Annotated in this window: 15 protein-coding genes; 6 read left to right on the forward strand and 9 right to left on the reverse strand. The window is 69.8% G+C overall.

All coding sequences use genetic code 11. The features are described 5' to 3' along the window. Position 1 precedes the first annotated feature (1 nt). Entirely contained in the window at positions 2-2,203 is a 2,202-nt protein-coding gene (locus tag ASD77_RS12740; RefSeq protein ID WP_055942244.1) for a TonB-dependent receptor, read from the forward strand. Positions 2,204-2,268: 65 nt separating this feature from the next. Further along, a complete protein-coding gene (locus ASD77_RS12745) occupies positions 2,269-2,949 on the forward strand; it encodes a hypothetical protein (RefSeq protein ID WP_055942247.1) in 681 nt (226 codons plus the stop codon). A gap of 3 nt (positions 2,950-2,952) precedes the next feature. Here ASD77_RS12745 and ASD77_RS12750 read toward each other — a convergent pair whose 3' ends face one another. After that, the gene (locus tag ASD77_RS12750; protein ID WP_055942250.1) at positions 2,953-3,504 is read right to left on the reverse strand and encodes a response regulator transcription factor; all 552 of its coding nucleotides are present in this window, start codon (positions 3,502-3,504) and stop codon (positions 2,953-2,955) included. Positions 3,505-3,517: 13 nt separating this feature from the next. Beyond that, complete coding sequence (locus tag ASD77_RS12755; protein WP_200947410.1) at positions 3,518-4,741, reverse strand: ATP-binding protein; 1,224 nt, start codon at positions 4,739-4,741, stop codon at positions 3,518-3,520. A gap of 110 nt (positions 4,742-4,851) precedes the next feature. On the opposite strand from ASD77_RS12755, the gene ispG reads away from it, so the two are divergent. Beyond that, positions 4,852-6,117 (forward strand): flavodoxin-dependent (E)-4-hydroxy-3-methylbut-2-enyl-diphosphate synthase, encoded by a 1,266-nt coding sequence (gene ispG / locus ASD77_RS12760; protein WP_055942256.1) that lies wholly within the window; start codon positions 4,852-4,854, stop codon positions 6,115-6,117. Positions 6,118-6,121: 4 nt separating this feature from the next. After that, positions 6,122-6,796 (forward strand): phosphatase PAP2 family protein, encoded by a 675-nt coding sequence (locus tag ASD77_RS12765; protein ID WP_055943430.1) that lies wholly within the window; start codon positions 6,122-6,124, stop codon positions 6,794-6,796. Positions 6,797-6,893: 97 nt separating this feature from the next. On the opposite strand, the gene ASD77_RS12770 is transcribed toward ASD77_RS12765, so the two are convergent. After that, a complete protein-coding gene (locus tag ASD77_RS12770) occupies positions 6,894-7,502 on the reverse strand; it encodes a hypothetical protein (RefSeq protein WP_055942259.1) in 609 nt (202 codons plus the stop codon). A 54-nt stretch (positions 7,503-7,556) separates the two neighbouring features. Further along, positions 7,557-8,972: a pectin acetylesterase-family hydrolase gene (locus ASD77_RS12775; RefSeq protein WP_055942261.1), complete on the reverse strand. Its 1,416-nt coding sequence runs from the start codon at positions 8,970-8,972 to the stop codon at positions 7,557-7,559. 380 nt (positions 8,973-9,352) lie between these two features. Between ASD77_RS12775 and ASD77_RS12780 the strand changes: the two genes are divergently transcribed. Next, positions 9,353-10,294 (forward strand): DedA family protein/thiosulfate sulfurtransferase GlpE, encoded by a 942-nt coding sequence (locus ASD77_RS12780; RefSeq protein WP_055942264.1) that lies wholly within the window; start codon positions 9,353-9,355, stop codon positions 10,292-10,294. 15 nt (positions 10,295-10,309) lie between these two features. On the opposite strand, the gene ASD77_RS18155 is transcribed toward ASD77_RS12780, so the two are convergent. Beyond that, positions 10,310-11,119, reverse strand: coding sequence for a GGDEF domain-containing protein (locus tag ASD77_RS18155; protein ID WP_162247631.1), 810 nt, complete (start codon positions 11,117-11,119; stop codon positions 10,310-10,312). A 181-nt stretch (positions 11,120-11,300) separates the two neighbouring features. On the opposite strand from ASD77_RS18155, the gene ASD77_RS12790 reads away from it, so the two are divergent. Next, positions 11,301-14,039 (forward strand): tetratricopeptide repeat protein, encoded by a 2,739-nt coding sequence (locus ASD77_RS12790; RefSeq protein WP_055942268.1) that lies wholly within the window; start codon positions 11,301-11,303, stop codon positions 14,037-14,039. A 13-nt stretch (positions 14,040-14,052) separates the two neighbouring features. Here ASD77_RS12790 and ASD77_RS12795 read toward each other — a convergent pair whose 3' ends face one another. The 4 genes from ASD77_RS12795 to ASD77_RS12810 all read right to left on the reverse strand — a co-directional run bounded on the left by ASD77_RS12795 (position 14,053) and on the right by ASD77_RS12810 (position 17,579). Beyond that, on the reverse strand, positions 14,053-14,961 hold the full coding sequence (locus ASD77_RS12795) for a DMT family transporter (RefSeq protein ID WP_055942271.1): 909 nt from the start codon (positions 14,959-14,961) through the stop codon (positions 14,053-14,055). Positions 14,962-15,191: 230 nt separating this feature from the next. Then, positions 15,192-16,235, reverse strand: a complete 1,044-nt coding sequence (gene murB, locus ASD77_RS12800; protein WP_055942274.1) for a UDP-N-acetylmuramate dehydrogenase — start codon at positions 16,233-16,235, stop codon at positions 15,192-15,194. After that, complete coding sequence (locus ASD77_RS12805) at positions 16,232-17,287, reverse strand: quinone-dependent dihydroorotate dehydrogenase (protein WP_055942277.1); 1,056 nt, start codon at positions 17,285-17,287, stop codon at positions 16,232-16,234. The genes murB and ASD77_RS12805 overlap by 4 nt, the downstream gene beginning before the upstream one ends. 13 nt (positions 17,288-17,300) lie before the next feature. Beyond that, positions 17,301-17,579, reverse strand: coding sequence for a DUF4190 domain-containing protein (locus ASD77_RS12810; RefSeq protein ID WP_055942280.1), 279 nt, complete (start codon positions 17,577-17,579; stop codon positions 17,301-17,303). Positions 17,580-17,686 lie beyond the last annotated feature (107 nt).

Consider the following 17,686-nt stretch of genomic DNA (forward strand, 5'->3'; position numbering starts at 1 on the left):
CATGTCCCTGATTTTCCGGGCGACGCCGCGTGCGTCGCGCCTGTCCGTGGCCGTTGCCGCGGTCCTGTCCCTTCCTCTCGCCGCCCGCGCCGCCGACCCCGTCGTGCTGCCGGACGGCACCCGCGCCACCCAGCTCGACACGGTCGAAGTGAAAGGCCGTCAGGCCGATCTGGAACAGGCCGCCGGCACCGGCACCCGGCTGTCGCTGAGCCTGATGGAGACGCCGGCTTCGGTCACCGTGATCGACCGCGATACGCTGGACGCGCGTGGCGTACGCACCACGCAGCAGGCACTGGCGGGCATTCCCGGCCTGACGGTCGCGTCGCCGCCCGGCAACGGCAATGCGGTGACGTATCGCGGCTTTTCCGGCAGCCAGATCACCCAGCTGTTCAACGGCATCGACGTGCAGTACGCCAGCATCGCCGCGCGGCCGGTGGATGCGTGGCAGTACGAGCGTGTGGAAGCGATCGGCGGACCGTCGAGTTTCCTTTATGGCGCCGGTGCGGTCGGCGGCACGATCAACTACGTCACCCGGCTGGCGCGGCTGGATCGCGATGAGGCGTCCTTGCAGGCGTCGTGGGGCTCGTTCCGCGACGGCACGCTGGCGATGGGTGCCAATCTGCGCGTCGGGGGCGATGACGCGCGGCAGGCGCTCCGCCTGGACGCGAGCACGCGCGATGCGGAGAGCTGGATCGACGGGCAGGAGCGCGAGGCGTCGACGCTGGCGGCCTCGTGGCTGGCGCAACTGGCGCCCACGCTGCGCCACACGCTGGCCGTCGAGTATCAGCAGGAAGACAGCCACCGTCCGTACTGGGGCACGCCGGTGCACCAGCCGGCCACCGGTCGCCTGGCGGTGCTGCCGCAGACCATCGGCCGCAACTACAACGTCGCCGACGGCTACTACGGACAGGACGTACTGTGGGCGCGATCGCTGCTGGAGTGGACGCCGGGCGAGCGCGACACCGTACGCAACACCGTCTACCACTACGACGCGCTGCGCGATTACCGCAATGTCGAGAGTTATCGCCTGACCACCGGCAATGATGGCGTGATCCGTTCGGGCACGCTGCTGCAGCGTCACGATCAGCAGCTCTACGGCAACCGGCTGGAGTGGAGCCACGAAGGCGCCCTGTTCGGCCTGCCCACGCAATGGGTGACCGGCCTGGACGTCAGCTACAACCGGCAGACCCGCTTCCCGTTGTCGCTCTCCGCGACGGTCGACACGGTGCCGCTGGATGCCGTGACGCCCGGTCGCTTCGTCGACGTCCCGGGAGCCTCGATCGTCCATACGCCGGATCGCACCAACCGGCTGCACACGCAGGCGGTGTACGTGGAGAACCTGACCGAGCTGACGCCGACGCTGTCGTTGCTGACTGGCCTGCGCCGGGATAGGATCGTGCTGGATGTCGTGAATCATCGCGCCGTGTCGACGACCAACCCCGCGCGCTTCGATCGCGAGTACGTGTCGACGACCGGACGCGTCGCATTGAACTGGGCCATCACGCCGCAGGCCAGCGTCTACGCGCAATACAGCACCGCAGCCGATCCGCCGGCCGGCATCCTCAGCACGGCCAACTTCGCCACGCTGCGCGACTTCGACCTGACCACCGGCCGGCAGGGAGAGATCGGCGCGAAGTTCCAGTCGGAGGATGGGCGCAGCTTCGCCACGCTGGCCGCCTACCGAATCGTCCGCCGCCACCTCGCCATCACCGATCCGGCCAATCCCGGCCAGACGCTGCCGGTCGGCCAGCAATCGTCGCGCGGTGTCGAAGCCGCCTTCGGCTGGCGCCCGCGGGCGGCAGTGAGCGTGCAAGGCAACCTGGCCTGGGTCGATGCCACGCTGGACGACTTCTACGAGAACGTCGGTGGCGTATCGGTATCGCGCGCCGGCAACCGGCCGACCAACACGCCATTGCGCGTGGGCAACCTGTGGGTGGACTACACATTCACGCCGCGCTGGTCTGCCGGCGTCGATCTGCGCGGCGTGTCGTCGCGCTACGCCAACGCCGCGAACACGCTGTCCACCGCTGGCTATGCGACGTGGGGGGCGCATGTCGACCTGCGCTGGAACGACGCCACGACGTTGACGCTGCGCGGCCGCAACCTGGGCGACCGCACCCATGCCGTCTACGCACTCGGCAGCACGATGGTCTATCTCGGCGATCCGCGCAGTTGGGAGGTGGTGCTGCGCAAGACGTTCTGAGGCCATACGCGGCGATGGCGTGGATTTCGGTAAGGTAGCGTCCGGACATCCGGAGAGCTCCTGCCATGCGCGGTCTCGATTTCAGTTCGTGGCAGGGCCTGTTGACCACGCTGGCGGGGCTGGCGCTGATCACGGTGATCGGCGTCGGCATCCGCCTGCTCGTGATGCAGACGGTGCAGGAGCGGCGCGCGCGCGAGAACCGCCAGATCAACGAGCGCCTGCGCACGCTGATCGCCGCCTACAAGGTGTTGGGTGGCTCGTTCACCGGTGCGCTGGAGGTCGATCCACGCCACCTGCGCGACCTGCGTGCACTCGCTCGTGAGACCGGTGACGAAGCCTTCGACGAGGGCAGCGATCGTCCCCGGCGCATCCGCGATGCCGTGGAGGCGGCGCTGTCGGACATCATCCTGCTGGGCACCGACGAACAGGTGCGACTGGCCGCGCAGGCCGCCACCGACCTGGCGGCGGGGCGCCCCATCCACACCGATGCGCTGGTGGTGTCGCTGCGCGATTTCATCCGCAGCGTGCTGGACCTGGAACCGATCCCGTCGTCGCTGCCGATTCCCCGCCAAGGGCCGACCCGGCCGGTCGCTTCCAAGGGCAAGGGCGATGGCGCGAAAGGCGAGGGACGCCAGGGCGGTGGCGGGGGTGCGGGCGGCGCCGGGATGGGCGCGGCCGGCATGGGCGCCGGCGCCGGCATGGGCATCGGTGCGACGGCCGATGCGGACCGCGATCCGTCGCGCTGAAGGTTACTCGTCGATCCAGCGCCGTTCCGGCCCGGGCCGTTTGGCCAGCTTGCGCTGCAGCGAGCGCCGGTGCATGCCCAGCAGGCGCGCGGCGGCGGAGATATTGCCTTCGGTTTCCGCCAGCGCCTGCTGGATGTGTTCCCACTCCAGCCGGCTCAGTGGGGTCATGGTGTCGTCGGTGGCGCTGGTGTCTTCCGGCGCTGCCGGGACTTCGAGTCCGAGCGCCCGCAGGATGGTCGGTACCGTCGCCGGCTTGGGCAGGTAATCGTCGGCGCCGCGCTTGATCGACTCCACCGCGGTGGCCACGCTCGCGTAGCCGGTGACCAGCAGGATCTGCATGTCGGCGCGCAGGGCGCGCAGCGGCTCGATCAGGGTGAGGCCGGAGTCGGCGCCCAGCTTCAGGTCGACCAGGGCGAAGTCGGGCCGGTACTCGCGCGCCTTCTCCAGCGCGCTGGCGACGTCCAGCGCGATTTCGGTTTCGATGCCCTTGCGCGCCAGGCTGCGCTGCAGCGTGCGCGCGTAGAGTTCGTCGTCGTCGACCAGCAGGCCTTTCATCGGATGCCTTTCATCAGGGAGTTTCGTCGTGCGCCGCCACCGGCAGGCGGAACTGCACCTGCACGCCCTTCGGTGGCACGGCGCGCATGGTCATGCGTCCACCCAGCCGCTCGATGGTGGCATGCGACAGGGCCAGGCCCACGCCCATGCCTTCGGGCTTGCTGGTGCGGAAGAGTTGTTCGGACTGGAAAGGCAGGGCTTCGTGGAAGCCGTTGCCGTAGTCGCGCACGGTACCGACCAGTTCGTCGCCCTCGCAGCGCAGGTCCAGGTCCACGCGCTGCGACCCGGCCTGGCGGCTGGCGTCGGCGGCGTTGTTCAGCAGCGCCTGCAGCAGGTGGCCGGTGGAGGCGTCGGTCGCCAGCCAGGGCGGCAGCGCGCCGGTGCGCTGCAGGTCGACGGTCGGGCGGATCAGCTGCCAGCGCTGCACCACGTCGTCCAGATCCACGCGCTGGTGGACGCCCATGTCGGCCGAGGCGGCGAGGGCGCGCACGCGGTCGCGGCAGACATCGATCAACTGGCGCATGGTGGCCGCATCTTCGCGGATGTCGGGCTCGGCGGCGTGTTCGCGGATGTCCTCGGTCAGCAGCGTCATCGTCGCCAGCGGGGTGTTGAGTTCGTGCGCCACGGCGGCGGCGTGCGTGGCGAGGGCGACGATGCCCTCGTTGCGCGCGAAGCGCTCGCGCAGGCGCGCCAGTTCCTGTTCGCGCAGCCGCAGCGCGGCCACCAGCCGCGTGGAGAAGTACAGCACCACCCCGGCCGACAGCACGAAGTTCACCGCCATGCCCCACAGGTGCACGTTGAAGTTGTTGCCGTGCAGATGCGGCAGCGGGCGGCCGAACACCGCCGTCACCACGTAGCCGAGCAGGCAGGCCACGCCCGTGGCCAGCACCCACCGCAACGGCAGCGCCAGTGCCGAGACCGCGATCAGCAGCAGGAACATGGAACTGAACGGGTTGCCGATGCCGCCGCTCCACGCGACCAGCCAGGACAGCACGGCCACGTCCACCAGCATGTGGGCGAAGGCGTCGGCCGGGGTTTCTTCGCCGGGCCGATGGCTGCGCCAGGTGGCGTACACGTTGAACAGCGCCAGCGCGGCGATGCCGCCCCACAGCGGCCAGCGGGGCAGGGCGATGCCCAGCGGTCCCAGCGCCACCAGCACCGTCACTGCCTGGCCCACGATGGCCACCCAGCGCAGGTTGCACAGCGTGCGAAGGAACGACGGCGTGGTGGTCAGCAGCGTGTTCGGCATGCGGACATGCTAGTGCAAGCGCGCGGGCCCGGCCTGCGGCAGGGCGTCGCAGGCCGGGAGGGACCGGCCGGCCCGACGTCCCACGCTACAATGCCGGCATGCACGACGCCGTCACCCGCCCCACGCCCCCCACCGACGCCGCGCCCTGGCCGCGCCGCATCACCCAGGCCGTCCAGATCGGCAACACCATCGTCGGCGGTGGCCGTCCGGTGGTGGTGCAGTCGATGACCAACACCGACACCGCCGACATCGCCGGCAGCGTCAAGCAGGTGGCCGAACTCTGGCGCGCCGGCTCGGAAATGGTCCGCCTGACCGTCAACAATCCCGAGTCCGCGGCCGCCATCCCGCGCATCCGCGACAAGCTGGAGATGATGGGCGTGTCGGTGCCGCTGATCGGCGACTTCCACTACAACGGCCACCAGTTGCTGGCCGGCGAACCGGCCTGTGCCGAGGCGTTGGCCAAGTACCGCATCAACCCGGGCAACGTCGGCTTCGGCAAGAAGCGCGACACCCAGTTCGCCCAGCTGATCGAGTTCGCCATCCGTTACGGCAAGCCGGTGCGCATCGGCGCCAACTGGGGCTCGCTGGACCAGGCGCTGGCCGCGCAGCTGATGGACGAGAACCACACGCGCGAGGTCCCGTGGGACGCCGGCCGTGTGCTGCGCGAGGCGCTGATCCGTTCGGCGGTGGATTCGGGCGAGCGTGCCGTCGAACTCGGACTGCCACGCGACCGCATCGTGCTGTCGGCCAAGGTCAGCGGCGTGCAGGAACTGATCGCGGTCTACCGCGACATGGCCAGCCGCACCGACTTCGCCCTGCACCTGGGCCTGACCGAGGCCGGCATCGGCAGCAAGGGCATCGTGGCGTCGAGCGCCGCGCTGGCGGTGCTGCTGCAGGAAGGCATCGGCGACACCATCCGCATCTCGCTGACGCCGGAACCCGGCCAGTCGCGCACGCAGGAGGTCATCGTCGCGCAGGAACTGCTGCAGACCACCGGCCTGCGCGCGTTCACGCCGATGGTCACCGCGTGCCCGGGTTGTGGCCGCACCACGTCCGAGTTCTTCCAGGAACTGGCCAAGGTGGTGCAGGAACACGTGCGCGGCAAGATGCCCGAGTGGAAGGTCACCCATCCCGGCGCGGAGAACATGACGCTGGCGGTGATGGGCTGCGTGGTCAACGGCCCCGGCGAATCGCGCCACGCCAACATCGGCATCTCGCTGCCGGGCACGGGCGAAGCACCAGCGGCGCCGGTGTTCGTCGACGGCGAGAAGAAAGTCACCCTGCGCGGCGAAAACATCGCGCACGAGTTCGTAGCGCTGATCGACGACTACGTCGAGGCCAAGTACGCGCGTGCTGCCGGTTGACACGCTGGCGAACGGCCGGCGCTTCATCGCCGGCCTGTTGCGCAAACATGGCGGACGCTTCGTCCTGCTGTTCCTGTGCCTGCTGGCGCCGCTGTGGCTGTTCGTCGAACTGGCGGACGAAGTCCACGAGCTTGAGGATTTCTACTTCGACGATGCACTGCTCTGGCAGGCCCACGCCATGGCCGGGCCGGCGCTGGACCGGTTCTTCATCGTCGTGTCCGCGATCGGCTATCAGTGGGGCGTGGTGCCGGTCGACATCGCCCTGACGGTGGGCCTGCTGATCGCAGGGCGCTGGCGCGAGGCCACCTTCGCCGGCGTGTCGTTCGCCGGCTCGGCGCTGTTGAACATGGCGACCAAGCAGTTCTTCCAGCGCGACCGGCCCACGTTGTGGGAATCCATCGCGCCCGAGCATACCTTCAGCTTTCCCAGCGGCCACGCGATGGGCTCGGCGACGCTGGCGATGGTGGTGGTGCTGCTGTGCTGGCACACGCGCTGGCGCTGGCTGGCGGTGGCGCTGGCCGCGGCGTTCGCGTTGACGGTCGGCGCGTCGCGCGTCTACCTGGGCGTGCATTACCCGTCCGACATCCTGGGAGGCTTTGCCGCAGGCATCGCGTGGGTCTCGGGCGTGTACCTGGTGCTGTACCGCATCCGGGAACGGCCGTGGCAGGTGAAGGGCTAGGATTCCTGTGGGAGCGACGTAAGTCGCGATGAGGCGCTACAGGTGGTCTATCGCGACTTACGTCGCTCCCACATCTTTCTCATGATGCTTCGTGCCCTCACGGCGCGTACGCCCGCTCGCGCTCTTCCTGCAGCCGTTGGCGCAGGTACTGGTCGCGGGTGAGACCGGCGGGGATCGATGTGGCGGCCATCACTTCCGCCACCACCTGCGCTTCGCGTGCCTTGTAGGCCTGGAAGCGGGGATCGTTGCGCTGCTGTGCGGCGAAGGCGGCCATGCGCTGGTCGGCATGCGCGCGATAGCGGTCGGCAATGGCCGCGACTTCCTCCGCCTGCCGCGCGGGGTCATCCACGGTCGCCTTGACCAGCGCGGTCCGCAGCAGCACGGCTTCGCCCGCAGACAGGCCGCCCGCTGCTTCGTACTTGTCGATCTGCTGCGTCAGCGCATCGGCGCGTTCGCTGCGTTCCACTGCGCGCAACGACGCGGAACGCGCGAAGAAATCTTTCGCATCGGCCTCGAAGCGCTGGCGCTCGAGGTGCTCCTGCGCCTGTGGCGTGGCCTGCAGGGACGGCTGGGGCGACGACACGGTGTCCGCGACTTCAACCGATGATGGCGGCGCGACCGGCCTGCCGGGGTCGTCGCGCTTCCACCAGACGATGGCGGCGACGAGAACCAGGCAGGGCACCAGCAGCGTCAGCAACTTCTTCATGCAGAACCCCTGTGTGCCGGGACCGTCGAAGCACGACGGTCCCGGACCCGGACATCACCCCAGCAGCTGGTCCACCAGCCAGTACAGCAGGTTGAACGGCTTGGCCTTGTCGGCCCGGTCGTCCTGCTCGCTGGCGTCTAGGACCTTGCCCTGGCCATCGAGCACGCTGTCGATGAAGTGCTTCAGCTCCAGGTTCTGCGCCTGCACGTCGGCGTTCTTGAAGTCGACGATGGTGGTGCAGTGGCTCTCGTTGAGCGCGCGGTACTGCGGGAAGTAACCGCCGACATTGTTCAAGCCGTTCAGGCGGTCGCGCAGGCGCGCGGTGTCGGTGTTCCAGCGGGCATGGATGCGGGCTTCCTTGGTCGCCTGGTCCGGTGCGTTGGCGATGTCGGGGTAGAAGCGCTCGTACGAGTACGAGGAATAGTTGAGGTCCTTCCAGAAGTGCGTGTGGCCCAGGCGGTCGCCGGCGTACTTGCTGGACAGCGCGGGGTACAGGCTGCCGAGTTCGTTGAGGTCGAACTGCGGCAGGCCGCTGGCGAGATAGGGCAGCGGACCGTTCGGCTGGTCCAGGCCCCAGGCGCTGCGGATCAGCGCCATCAGCGGCTGCGATGGATAGTCGACCGGGTTGCCGTTCTTCGGCGTGGGGAAGATCGGGCCGGAGTCGTCGATCAGGAAGCTGCGCGTGGGCGCCAGGTCGCGCCGCAGCGGGTGGTAACTGGTCAGGCTGCCGGCGCCGCCGGCGCTGCAGCCGGTGGACAGCATCTGCGTGGGCCGCGGCAGGTTGTCCTTCAGCCAGCTCACCACCGCGCGCACGTTGCGCGTGCCGTTGTGGTGCCAGACAAGCGGCGCGTTCTGGCCGCTCGGGTCGTTGTACACCGCGACCTTGTCGCCGCTGTAGATGTCGCCGGTGCAGTAGGGAACGTAGACCATGTTCCAGCCCTGGGTCTTGACCGACTCGAACGGGCTGACGCGGGTGACGAACGGACTGACCAGGCTGGCGCCCGGGTTCAGCAGGCTCATGTAGTCGTCGGGAATGCCGTTGGGATTGCGCGCGCCGCGGATGCCGCTCTGGCCGCTGCAGCTGGCGTAGTCCCAGCAGGCGCCACCGCCTTCCATGTAGATGATGGTGTTGCGCGTATCGGCCACGCGATTGACGAAGAACTTGAACGGCGAGCCGTCGCCGCACACCGCGCCGGTCGAAGGCGCCAACTGGATGGTCTGCCACGCGTCGTAGCGACCGGGCTGGAAGCCGTCGCTGAAGCCGGACGGATTCGACAGCAGCGGGTAACTGCCGGTGCGCTGCGCAGCGGTGACCTTGTTGTCGGCCTTCGGCGGCGAGACCAGGTTCACCAGCGTCTGCCAGAAACTGTAGTCGCCTTCTTCGGCCTTCAGCGGTGCGGCGATGACAAGCGTGAGTGCCGCAGCGGCGAGGGCGAGCGGCAGGCGGGTGGGTCGTACGGGTGCAACCATGATCGGATCCTCCGGCGAGAGTCAGGCGGGACGTTCAACGGGATGGACTGCCTTGGCGTGCGGCACGCGTGGGGGCGGCGACCGTACAGGGGCGGATGGTGGGGTGTCGGCGCGGCCGCGGCATTAAGCGGGCGTGATGGCGGCGGCTTTGGCTGCCGGCGCCCCTGTGTTGGCCGCGATACCCCCCTTCCTGGCCGCCCGCTGCGTTGCAGGTAAACGCGAGGATCCTGCGTTGCAGCAGCCTTGCGCGATTCTGGTACTCGCGTGCGCGATCGGGGGTGGGCAACGGATCGTTGCGGATCGGCGCCTTGCGGATGCCCAGTGGAGGATCGAACATGCCGGCTGGCCGCCCCGTGCGGTACCCACTGGCAGGGATCGCGATGCAGGACGTGGTGGACCAATACGGTGTGCTGATCGTCTTCGCCAACGTGCTGGCGTTGTCGCTGGGCCTGCCGGTGCCGGCGATGCCCACGCTGATCCTGGTCGGTGCCGGGCTGGCCATGCAGCCGGAGACGATGTGGCTGCCGCTGCTCGGCGTGCTGGCGGTGTCTGTGGCCGCCAGTCTGATCGGCGACAGCGTGTGGTTCTACGCCGGCCGCCGCTACGGCAATCGCACGATGCAGTCGCTGTGCCGGCTGTCGCTCTCGCGCGACACCTGCATGAAGCGCACGGAGCGCTTCTATGGCCGGTTCGGCATCCGCGTGCTGTCGGTGGCGAAGTTCATTCCCGGCCTGTCGATGGTGTCGGTGCCGCTGGCCGGCGCCATGCAGGCGCGCCTGCCGTCGTTCCTCCGCTACGACGGACTGGGAGCGGCGTTGTGGGCCATGGTGGGCCTGGGCCTGGGCGTGGTGTTTTCGAGGCAGGTGGAAACCGTCCTCGACACGCTGTCGCAGCTCGGTACCGGTGCGGGCGGGGTGATCGCGATCGTGCTGGCGGCCTACGTGGGCTGGCGCTGGTGGCGGCGGCGCACGTTGCTCGCCTCGCTGGAATCGGCGCGGATCGAACCGGCGGAACTGGAGGGCCTGCTGCAGGCCGGACGGTCGCCGGTGCTGTTCGACATCCGCGCACCGGGCTTCCGCGACCTGGATCCCTACGTGATTCCCGGCGCCGTGTTCGCCGATGAAGCCGAACTGGGCGGCATCCTGGCGACGTACCCGCGCGACGGCAAGGTCGTCATCTACTGCGCGTGCCCCGATGAAGTGTCGGCCGCGTGGATGGCGGCGCGGCTGCGCGAGGCGGGTTTCGCCGACGTGCTGCCGCTGCGGGGCGGCATCGATGCCTGGCGCAGCGCCGGCTACGGGGTGGAGCGCATCGTCGGGTGAATCCGCCGCCCGGGCTCAGTGCTCGATGCACACCCGGTTGCGGCCTTCGCTCTTGGCGCGGTACAGCGCCGCGTCGGCGGCGGCCATCATGCGGCTGACCGTGTCGCGCTCGGGCGTCAACGCGGCAATGCCGATGCTCACCGTGATGTGCTGCGCTTCGCCGCCGGGCCGGAACACCACCGCTTCCACCGCTTCGCGCAGGCGCTCGGCGAAGCCGTAGGCGGCCGCCGGCCCGCACTCGGGCAGCAGCACGGCGAACTCCTCGCCGCCGATCCGCGCGGCCGCATCGTCGTTGCGCACGTGCCGGCGCACCAGTGCGGCGATCTGCTTCAGCACGTGGTCGCCGGAAATGTGGCCGTAGCGGTCGTTGATCGGCTTGAACAGGTCCACGTCGATGATGCACATGGTCAGTTCGCGCTGGTGCCGCATGGCGCGGGCGATCTCCTTCTCCACCGTTTCGATGAAATGCCGCCGGTTGTACATCTCGGTCAGCGCATCGTGGGTGGCGAGCTGGTAGATCTCCTCGTGGTAGTGCGCTTCCACGCTGCTGTGGCTGATGAACTTCAGGATGCACTCGCCGAGCGTGATGTGGTCGCCATCGACGAGCGCGGCTTCGCCGACCGGCGCATCGTTGACGCGGGTGGCGTTGGTGGCGCCCAGGTCGCGCACGCGGTAGCTGTCGCCGTCGCGCCAGATCTCGCAATGCAGGCGCGAGACGCTGTTGTGCGGGATATGCAGGTCGGCTTCCTGCGAACGGCCCACGCGCACGCGGGCGCTGTCGATGTCGGCGCGCCGGCCCAGGCCTTCGCCATGGATCACTACCACGCACGCGGACCGGTGCGAGGCCGGCCGCGGGCCGTCGCTCAGGACGGTCCGTTGCGTGGTCGGTGGGTCGTGGGAATCCCGTGACATGCGAAGGCGACTGGCAGGTGCGGGCCCGAGTGTAACGGATCGCTCGGTCAACTCACGCTTCCGCTACCATGGCCGGGCGCACGGGGACAGTGGCATGACATCGCAACCTTACGACGACCTCGCACCCACCGAGAGCCTGGCCACGCGCCTGCAGGACGCGCCCACGGCGGCGGACGGCACGCTTGCGCCCGGTGCCCGGCTGGGGCGTTACCGCATCGAGGGCCTGCTGGGCCGCGGCGGCATGGGCGAGGTCTACCGTGCCGCGCAGCTGGAACCGGTGCGCCGCGAGGTGGCGCTCAAGCTGATGCGCGCGCAGCGCCTGCAGGCGCGCCACCTGGCCTGGTTCGAGGTGGAGCGGCAGGTGCTGGCGCAGATGCGCCACCCGGCGATCGCCCAGATCTACGACGCCGGCACCACCGAAGAAGGCTATCCGTTCTTCGCGATGGAGCTGATCGACGGCAGCCCCATCACCCGCTACTGCCGCGAGCAGCGCCTGCCGCTGGACGCGCGCGTGGCGTTGTTCATCCGCGTCTGCGAAGGCGTGCAGCACGCGCACCACAAGGGCGTGGTGCATCGCGACCTCAAGCCCGGCAACCTGCTGGTCGACACGCTCGACGGCCGTCCGGCGCCCAAGATCATCGACTTCGGCATCGCCATGGCGGCGTCGCTGGCCGGCGACGCCGCGCTGGAGCGGGCCGGCACGCCCGAGTACATGAGCCCCGAGCAGGCGCAGGGCGACGCCACCCAGGTGGACACCCGCAGCGATGTCTATTCGCTCGGCGTGGTGCTGTGCGAACTGGTGAGCGGCGTGCGCCCCGACGCGGTGGGCGAAACCTGGGCCGCCGAGACGCCGACCGCGGTCGCGCCGTCGTCGCGCCTGGCCGCGCTGCCGGCGGAGCAGGCACGGCAGATGGCGCAGGAGCGCGGGCTGTCGCTGGCGCGCATGCGCGACCGGCTGCGGGGCGACCTGGACTGGATCGTGCTGAAGGCCATGCAGCACGACCGCGATGCCCGCTACGGGTCCGTCGCCGCCCTGGCCGACGACCTGCAGCGCTATCTGGATGATCGCGTGGTGACCGCGGCACCGCCGGGCCGCGCCTATGCGTGGCGCAAGTTCGTGCGGCGCCATCGCGCCGGCGCCATCGCCGCCGGCGTTGCCCTGCTGGCGTTGCTGGGCGGGCTGGGCCTGTCGCTGTACGGCCTGCAGCAGGCACGCGCGCAGCGCAGCGTCGCCGAGGCGCGCAGTGCGGAACTGGAGAAGGTGGCGGCGTTCCAGCAGTCGATGCTGGAGGGCATCGACATCGAGACCATGGGCGTGGGCCTGTCGGAAGGCCTGGTGCGCCAGGTCGGCAGCGTCGATCCGTCGGCGGCCGATGCCTTCGGCGCCACCCTGGCCAAGACCAGTACCGGCGACCTGGCCCGCGACCTGGTCGACCGGCAGTTGCTGGCGAACGCCGAGGAGGCGATCGCGCGCGACTTCGCCGACCAGCCCGATGTCGCCGCCAGCCTGCGCGAATCGGTCGGCCACGTATATGCCGCCATCGGCCTGTACGACAAGGCGGCCGCGCATTTCGCCCAGGTCGCCGACTACCGCGGCCGCGTGCTCGGCGACGGCGCGCAGGCGACCTTGCGCGCGAGGAACGACCAGGTGCAGGCGCTGCTCGAAGGCGCGCACCTGGACCAGGCCGAGGCCGTGTTGCAGAAGGCGTTGCCGCGCGCGTTCGCGCTGCCGGACAACGACCGCGTGCGGGTGAAGCTGGAACTGGCGCAGGCGCAGGTGATCTCGGCGCGCGGCGACCGGCCGCGCGCGAAGGGCATGGTGCAGGCCGTGCAGGCACGCCTGCTGACCAGCGCCGGCAAGGACGATCCGGCCACGCTGGAAGCCATCAACGACCTGGCCGCCGTGCAGCGCAATCTCGGCGAACTGCCCGAGGCGCGCGCGAACATGGAGCAGGTCGTCGCCCGGCGCACCGCCACGCTCGGCCCCGACCACGAGGAAACGCTGTCGGCGATGGGCAACCTGGCGGTGCTGCGCATCATGAACCGCGAGAAGGCCTCGGCGATCAGCCTGCAACGCGACCTGACCGACCGCTACGTGCGCAAGCTGGGCAGCGAGCATCCGGTCACGCTGCAGGCGCGCAGCACGCTGGCGACGATGATGATCGACGGCGCCGATGCGGCGTCGGTGGCGCAGGCGCTGCCCCTGCTGCAGGACGTGCTGGCCGCGCGCGAGCGCGTGCTGGGCCGCGACCACCCGCAGACCATCCGCACGCGCCTGAACCTGGCCACCGCCCACGCCCGGCAGGACAACTACGCGGCCGCGCTGCCGCTGGAAGAGCAGGTCATCACCGCGCGCACCCGCGTGCTCGGCCCGGGCCATCCGGACACGCTGTCCATCCTGGTCAACCACGCCGGCACGCTGCTCAACGCAGGGCAGGCGGAAGCATCGCTGCGCTTGCTGGGCGACGTGCAACCGCTGGCCCTGAAGACACTCGGCGCGAAACATCCGCAGGCGCAGGCCACGATGGTGATCCGCGCCGAAGCGCTGCGGATGCTGGGCCGCGTGCCGGAGGCGCTGGCCGAGTTCCAGCGCCTGTTCGACCTGCGCCGCGCGGCACTGGGCGAAACCCACGTCGAGACGCGCACCGCCGCATGGAACCTGATCGACACCTATCGCGAACTGGGCCGGCCGGCCGAGGCGGAGCCGCTGTACCGCCAGTACATCGCGCCGTTGCTCGCCGCGGACCCGAAGACGCTGGAGGATGCCGACGCCGAGTTCGCCAAGCGCTACCGCGAAGGCAAGCGGCCGGGCAAGCAGACCCGCGACGGTTGAGCCCGGGCGGCGATCACTCGCCCGGTTTGGCGCCCGCGCTCGGCGCGTCCGACGCCGACCGCCGCGACAGCACCGCCTCGCGATGGGCGATGTAGGCGTTGGCGCCGAAGATGATGCCGGCCCCGAGCAGCATCCACCGGTCCAGCGTCTCGTCGAACAGCAGCCAGCCGAAGACGGCCACCACGGGCAGCTGCATGAAGCTGATCGGCGTCAGCGCCGACACTTCGCCCAGCTTCAACGCCCGGGTCCACAGCATGTGCCCGCCGGTGCCCAGCACGCCGGACGCGATCACCCACACCCAGGTGATGCCCTGCGGCCATTCCCACACCGCCAGCGCCGGCACCAGCGACATCGGCACCCACAGCAGCGTGGTGTAGATGACGATGCGGTCGGCCGGTTCGGTGTTGGAGAGCTGCTTGATCTGGATCGCCACCAGCGCGCTCATCACCGCCGCCAGCACCGCGATCATCGCGTCGACGGTGAACTGCGCCGTGCCCGGTCGCACGATGATCAGCACGCCCACGAAACCCAGCGCCACGGCCGTCCAGCGGCGCGCGCGTACCTGTTCGTTGAGCATCGCGGCGGCGGCGAGGGTGACGAACAGCGGCGTGGAGTACGACAGCGACACCGCCTGCGCCAGCGGCAGGTGGCCGATGGCCCAGAAGCCGGCCAGCATCGAGCAGATGCCGATGACGCAGCGGAACAGGTAGCGCGGGAACTGCGTGGTCTTCAGGAAGCCCGGACCATGGCGCAGGATCAGCGGCGCCGCCGCCAGCAGCCCGAAGAAGTTGCGGAAGAAGGCGATCTCGAACGTGTGCAGCGTCGCCGACGCCAGGCGGATCGCCACCACCATCAGCGCGAACAGCACGGTGCTGCCCAGCATCAGCACCGCAGCGCGATAGTGGGTGGGAAGGTTCGGCATCAGTGTTCCGGATCTGCCCCTTCCCCCGCCTGCGGGGGAAGGCTGGGATGGGGGCGAGCGCCACCGCGAAAATCGAGCATGCTGCCGATCATCGCCGGCACGACAAGGCGCGGCGTTCGATTCGGTCGTGCAGACAACAGGAGACGGGCTCCGGTCTGCCCCCACCCCAACCCTCTCCCGTGAACGGGGGAGGGGGCGGTGTCAGGGGCGCCGGTGGGCATCATCCAGGACTACCAGGTCGCCCCGATGAGTTTCGGTTCCGGCTCGATGGCGACGCCGAAGCGTGCCTGCACCGAGGCGGCGATCTTCCTGGCCAGCTCCAGCAGCTGCGCGCCGGTCGCCAGCCCATGGTTGACCAGCACCAGCGCGTGCGCGGCGGACACACCGGCATCGCCGTCGCGGTGTCCTTTCCAGCCGCAGGCCTCGATCATCCACGCCGCCGACAGCTTGCGATTGTGGACGGCGTCGCCGCGGAAGACCGGCAGGGTGGGGTAGTCCACCAGCAGCGCATCGGCCTGGGCCTGCGAGACGATCGGATTCTTGAAGAAGCTGCCCGCGTTGCCGACCACGGCCGGGTCGGGCAGCTTGCGCTGACGGATGCGGATCACCGCCTCGGCCACGTCGCGTGCCGTCGGCGCGGCGATGCCCATCGCGCCCAGCTCATCGCGGATGCCGGCGTAATCCAGCCGCAGGGTAGGCGTGCGCGGCAGCAGGAATTCCACGGCCGTCACCAGGTAACGGTCGGCGTCGCGCTTGAACACGCTGTCGCGGTAGGCGAAGGCGCAGGCATCGCGGTCCAGCCGCAGGCGCGTGCCGGCATGGCGGTCGAAGGCTTCGACCACGTGGATGAACTCGCCCACTTCGGTGCCGTAGGCGCCGATGTTCTGGATCGGCGATGCGCCGGCGGTGCCGGGAATCAGCGCGAGGTTTTCCAGGCCGCACAGGCCCTGTTCCAGCGTCCACATCACCAGCGGATGCCAGGCGACGCCGGCGTCCGCGCGCACCAGGGCATGTCCGCCATCATCCGACAGCACGCGCAGGGCCTGCGTGGCCATCGCGATGACCGCGCCCGGCGCATCGCCGGCGAACAGCAGGTTGCTGCCACCGCCGATCACCAGCGTGTCGCCATCGGCCACCTGCGGCAGGAGGGCGAGGACCTCCTCCAGCGCGGCGGCATCGTCCACCTCGACCAGCCACGGCGCCCGCGCCGGCACGCCGAAGGTAGTGCGCTCGCGCAACGAGGCGTTCGCCGTGACGCGGTAACCCGTGGTCATTCCGGGGCTACCGGGCCGCCGCTGCGCGCTTCGCGGCGGCGGCGGATGGCTTCCACGCATTCGCGGACCAGCTCGGGGCCGCGGTAGACCAGGCCGGTGTAGCACTGCACCAGCGAGGCGCCGGCCGACATCTTCGCCACCGCGTCGGCGCCGGACAGGATGCCGCCCACGCCGATCAGCGGAATGCTGTGCGGCAGGCGCGTGCGCAGGCGGCGCAGCACCAGCGTGGCCTGGCCCATCAGCGGCGCGCCGGACAGGCCGCCGGTCTCGCGCGCGTGGGGATGGTCCTGCACGCTGATCCGCGAGACGGTGGTGTTGGTGGCGATGACGCCATCCACCTGCATGTCGCCCAGCACGCGGGCCACCGCATCGATGTCGCTGTCGGACAGGTCGGGCGCGATCTTCACCAGCATCGGCACGCGCTTGCCGTGCTGCGCGGCCAGGTCTTCCTGCGCCTCGCGCAGGGTGCCGATCAGCTGGCGCAGCGCCTGTTCTTCCTGCAGTTCGCGCAGGCCGGCGGTGTTGGGCGAGGAAATGTTGACGGTGATGTAGTCCGCCAGCGGATACACGCGCTCCAGGCAGTACAGGTAGTCCGACGCGGCGCGCTCGTTGGCCGTGTCCTTGTTCTTGCCGATGTTGATGCCCAGCAGGCCGCGGTCGCGGCGTGCGCGCTCGACGTTGCGGATCAGCGCGTCGACACCGTCGTTGTTGAAGCCCAGGCGGTTGATGACGGCCTGGTGCTGCGGCAGCCGGAACATGCGCGGCTTCGGGTTGCCGGGCTGCGGCCTGGGCGTGACCGTGCCGATCTCGACGAAGCCGAAGCCCAGCGCGAACAGCGCATCGATGTGCGCGCCGTTCTTGTCCATGCCGGCGGCCAGGCCCACCGGATTGGGGAACGTCAGGCCCATGACCTTGGTGGGCATCGGTGTGATGGGGCGCGCCACCAGCGGCGTGGTGCCGGTGCGATAGGCCAGGTCGAGCGCCTTCAGGCCCATGCCATGGGCGGTCTCGGCGTCGAGGCCGAAGAGGAAGGGGCGGGCTAACGAATACATGGACGCGCGCGGGTCAGTTCAACGTCGCCAGCCAGGCCATGCCGCCCAGGAACAGGAAGATCACCGCGATGCCGATGATCCACAGCAGCGCCGAGATCCAGCCCAGTACCAGTCCGCCGATGGCCAGACCGTCTCCCTCCAGCGTGCCTGCGCTGCGGCGGATCTCCGCGCGCGCCATGTGGCCGGTGATGATGGCCACGATCGTGCCGATGACGGGCATCAGCGTCCAGCCGAGGATGCCGGAGACGAGGCTGGCGATGGCGAGGCTGCTGGTGGTGCGGGCTTGGTTCATCAGGGGCTCCGTGCAGGGGTCAGGGAGGCGATGGCGCGGGATCGGGCGGGCAAAAAAAACGCGCCACCCGGAGAGGTGGCGCGATTATCCCAGATGCGGGCCCGTCC

It is taken from the genome of Pseudoxanthomonas sp. Root65 (assembly GCF_001427635.1).
In the GTDB taxonomy this organism is placed as follows: domain Bacteria; phylum Pseudomonadota; class Gammaproteobacteria; order Xanthomonadales; family Xanthomonadaceae; genus Pseudoxanthomonas_A.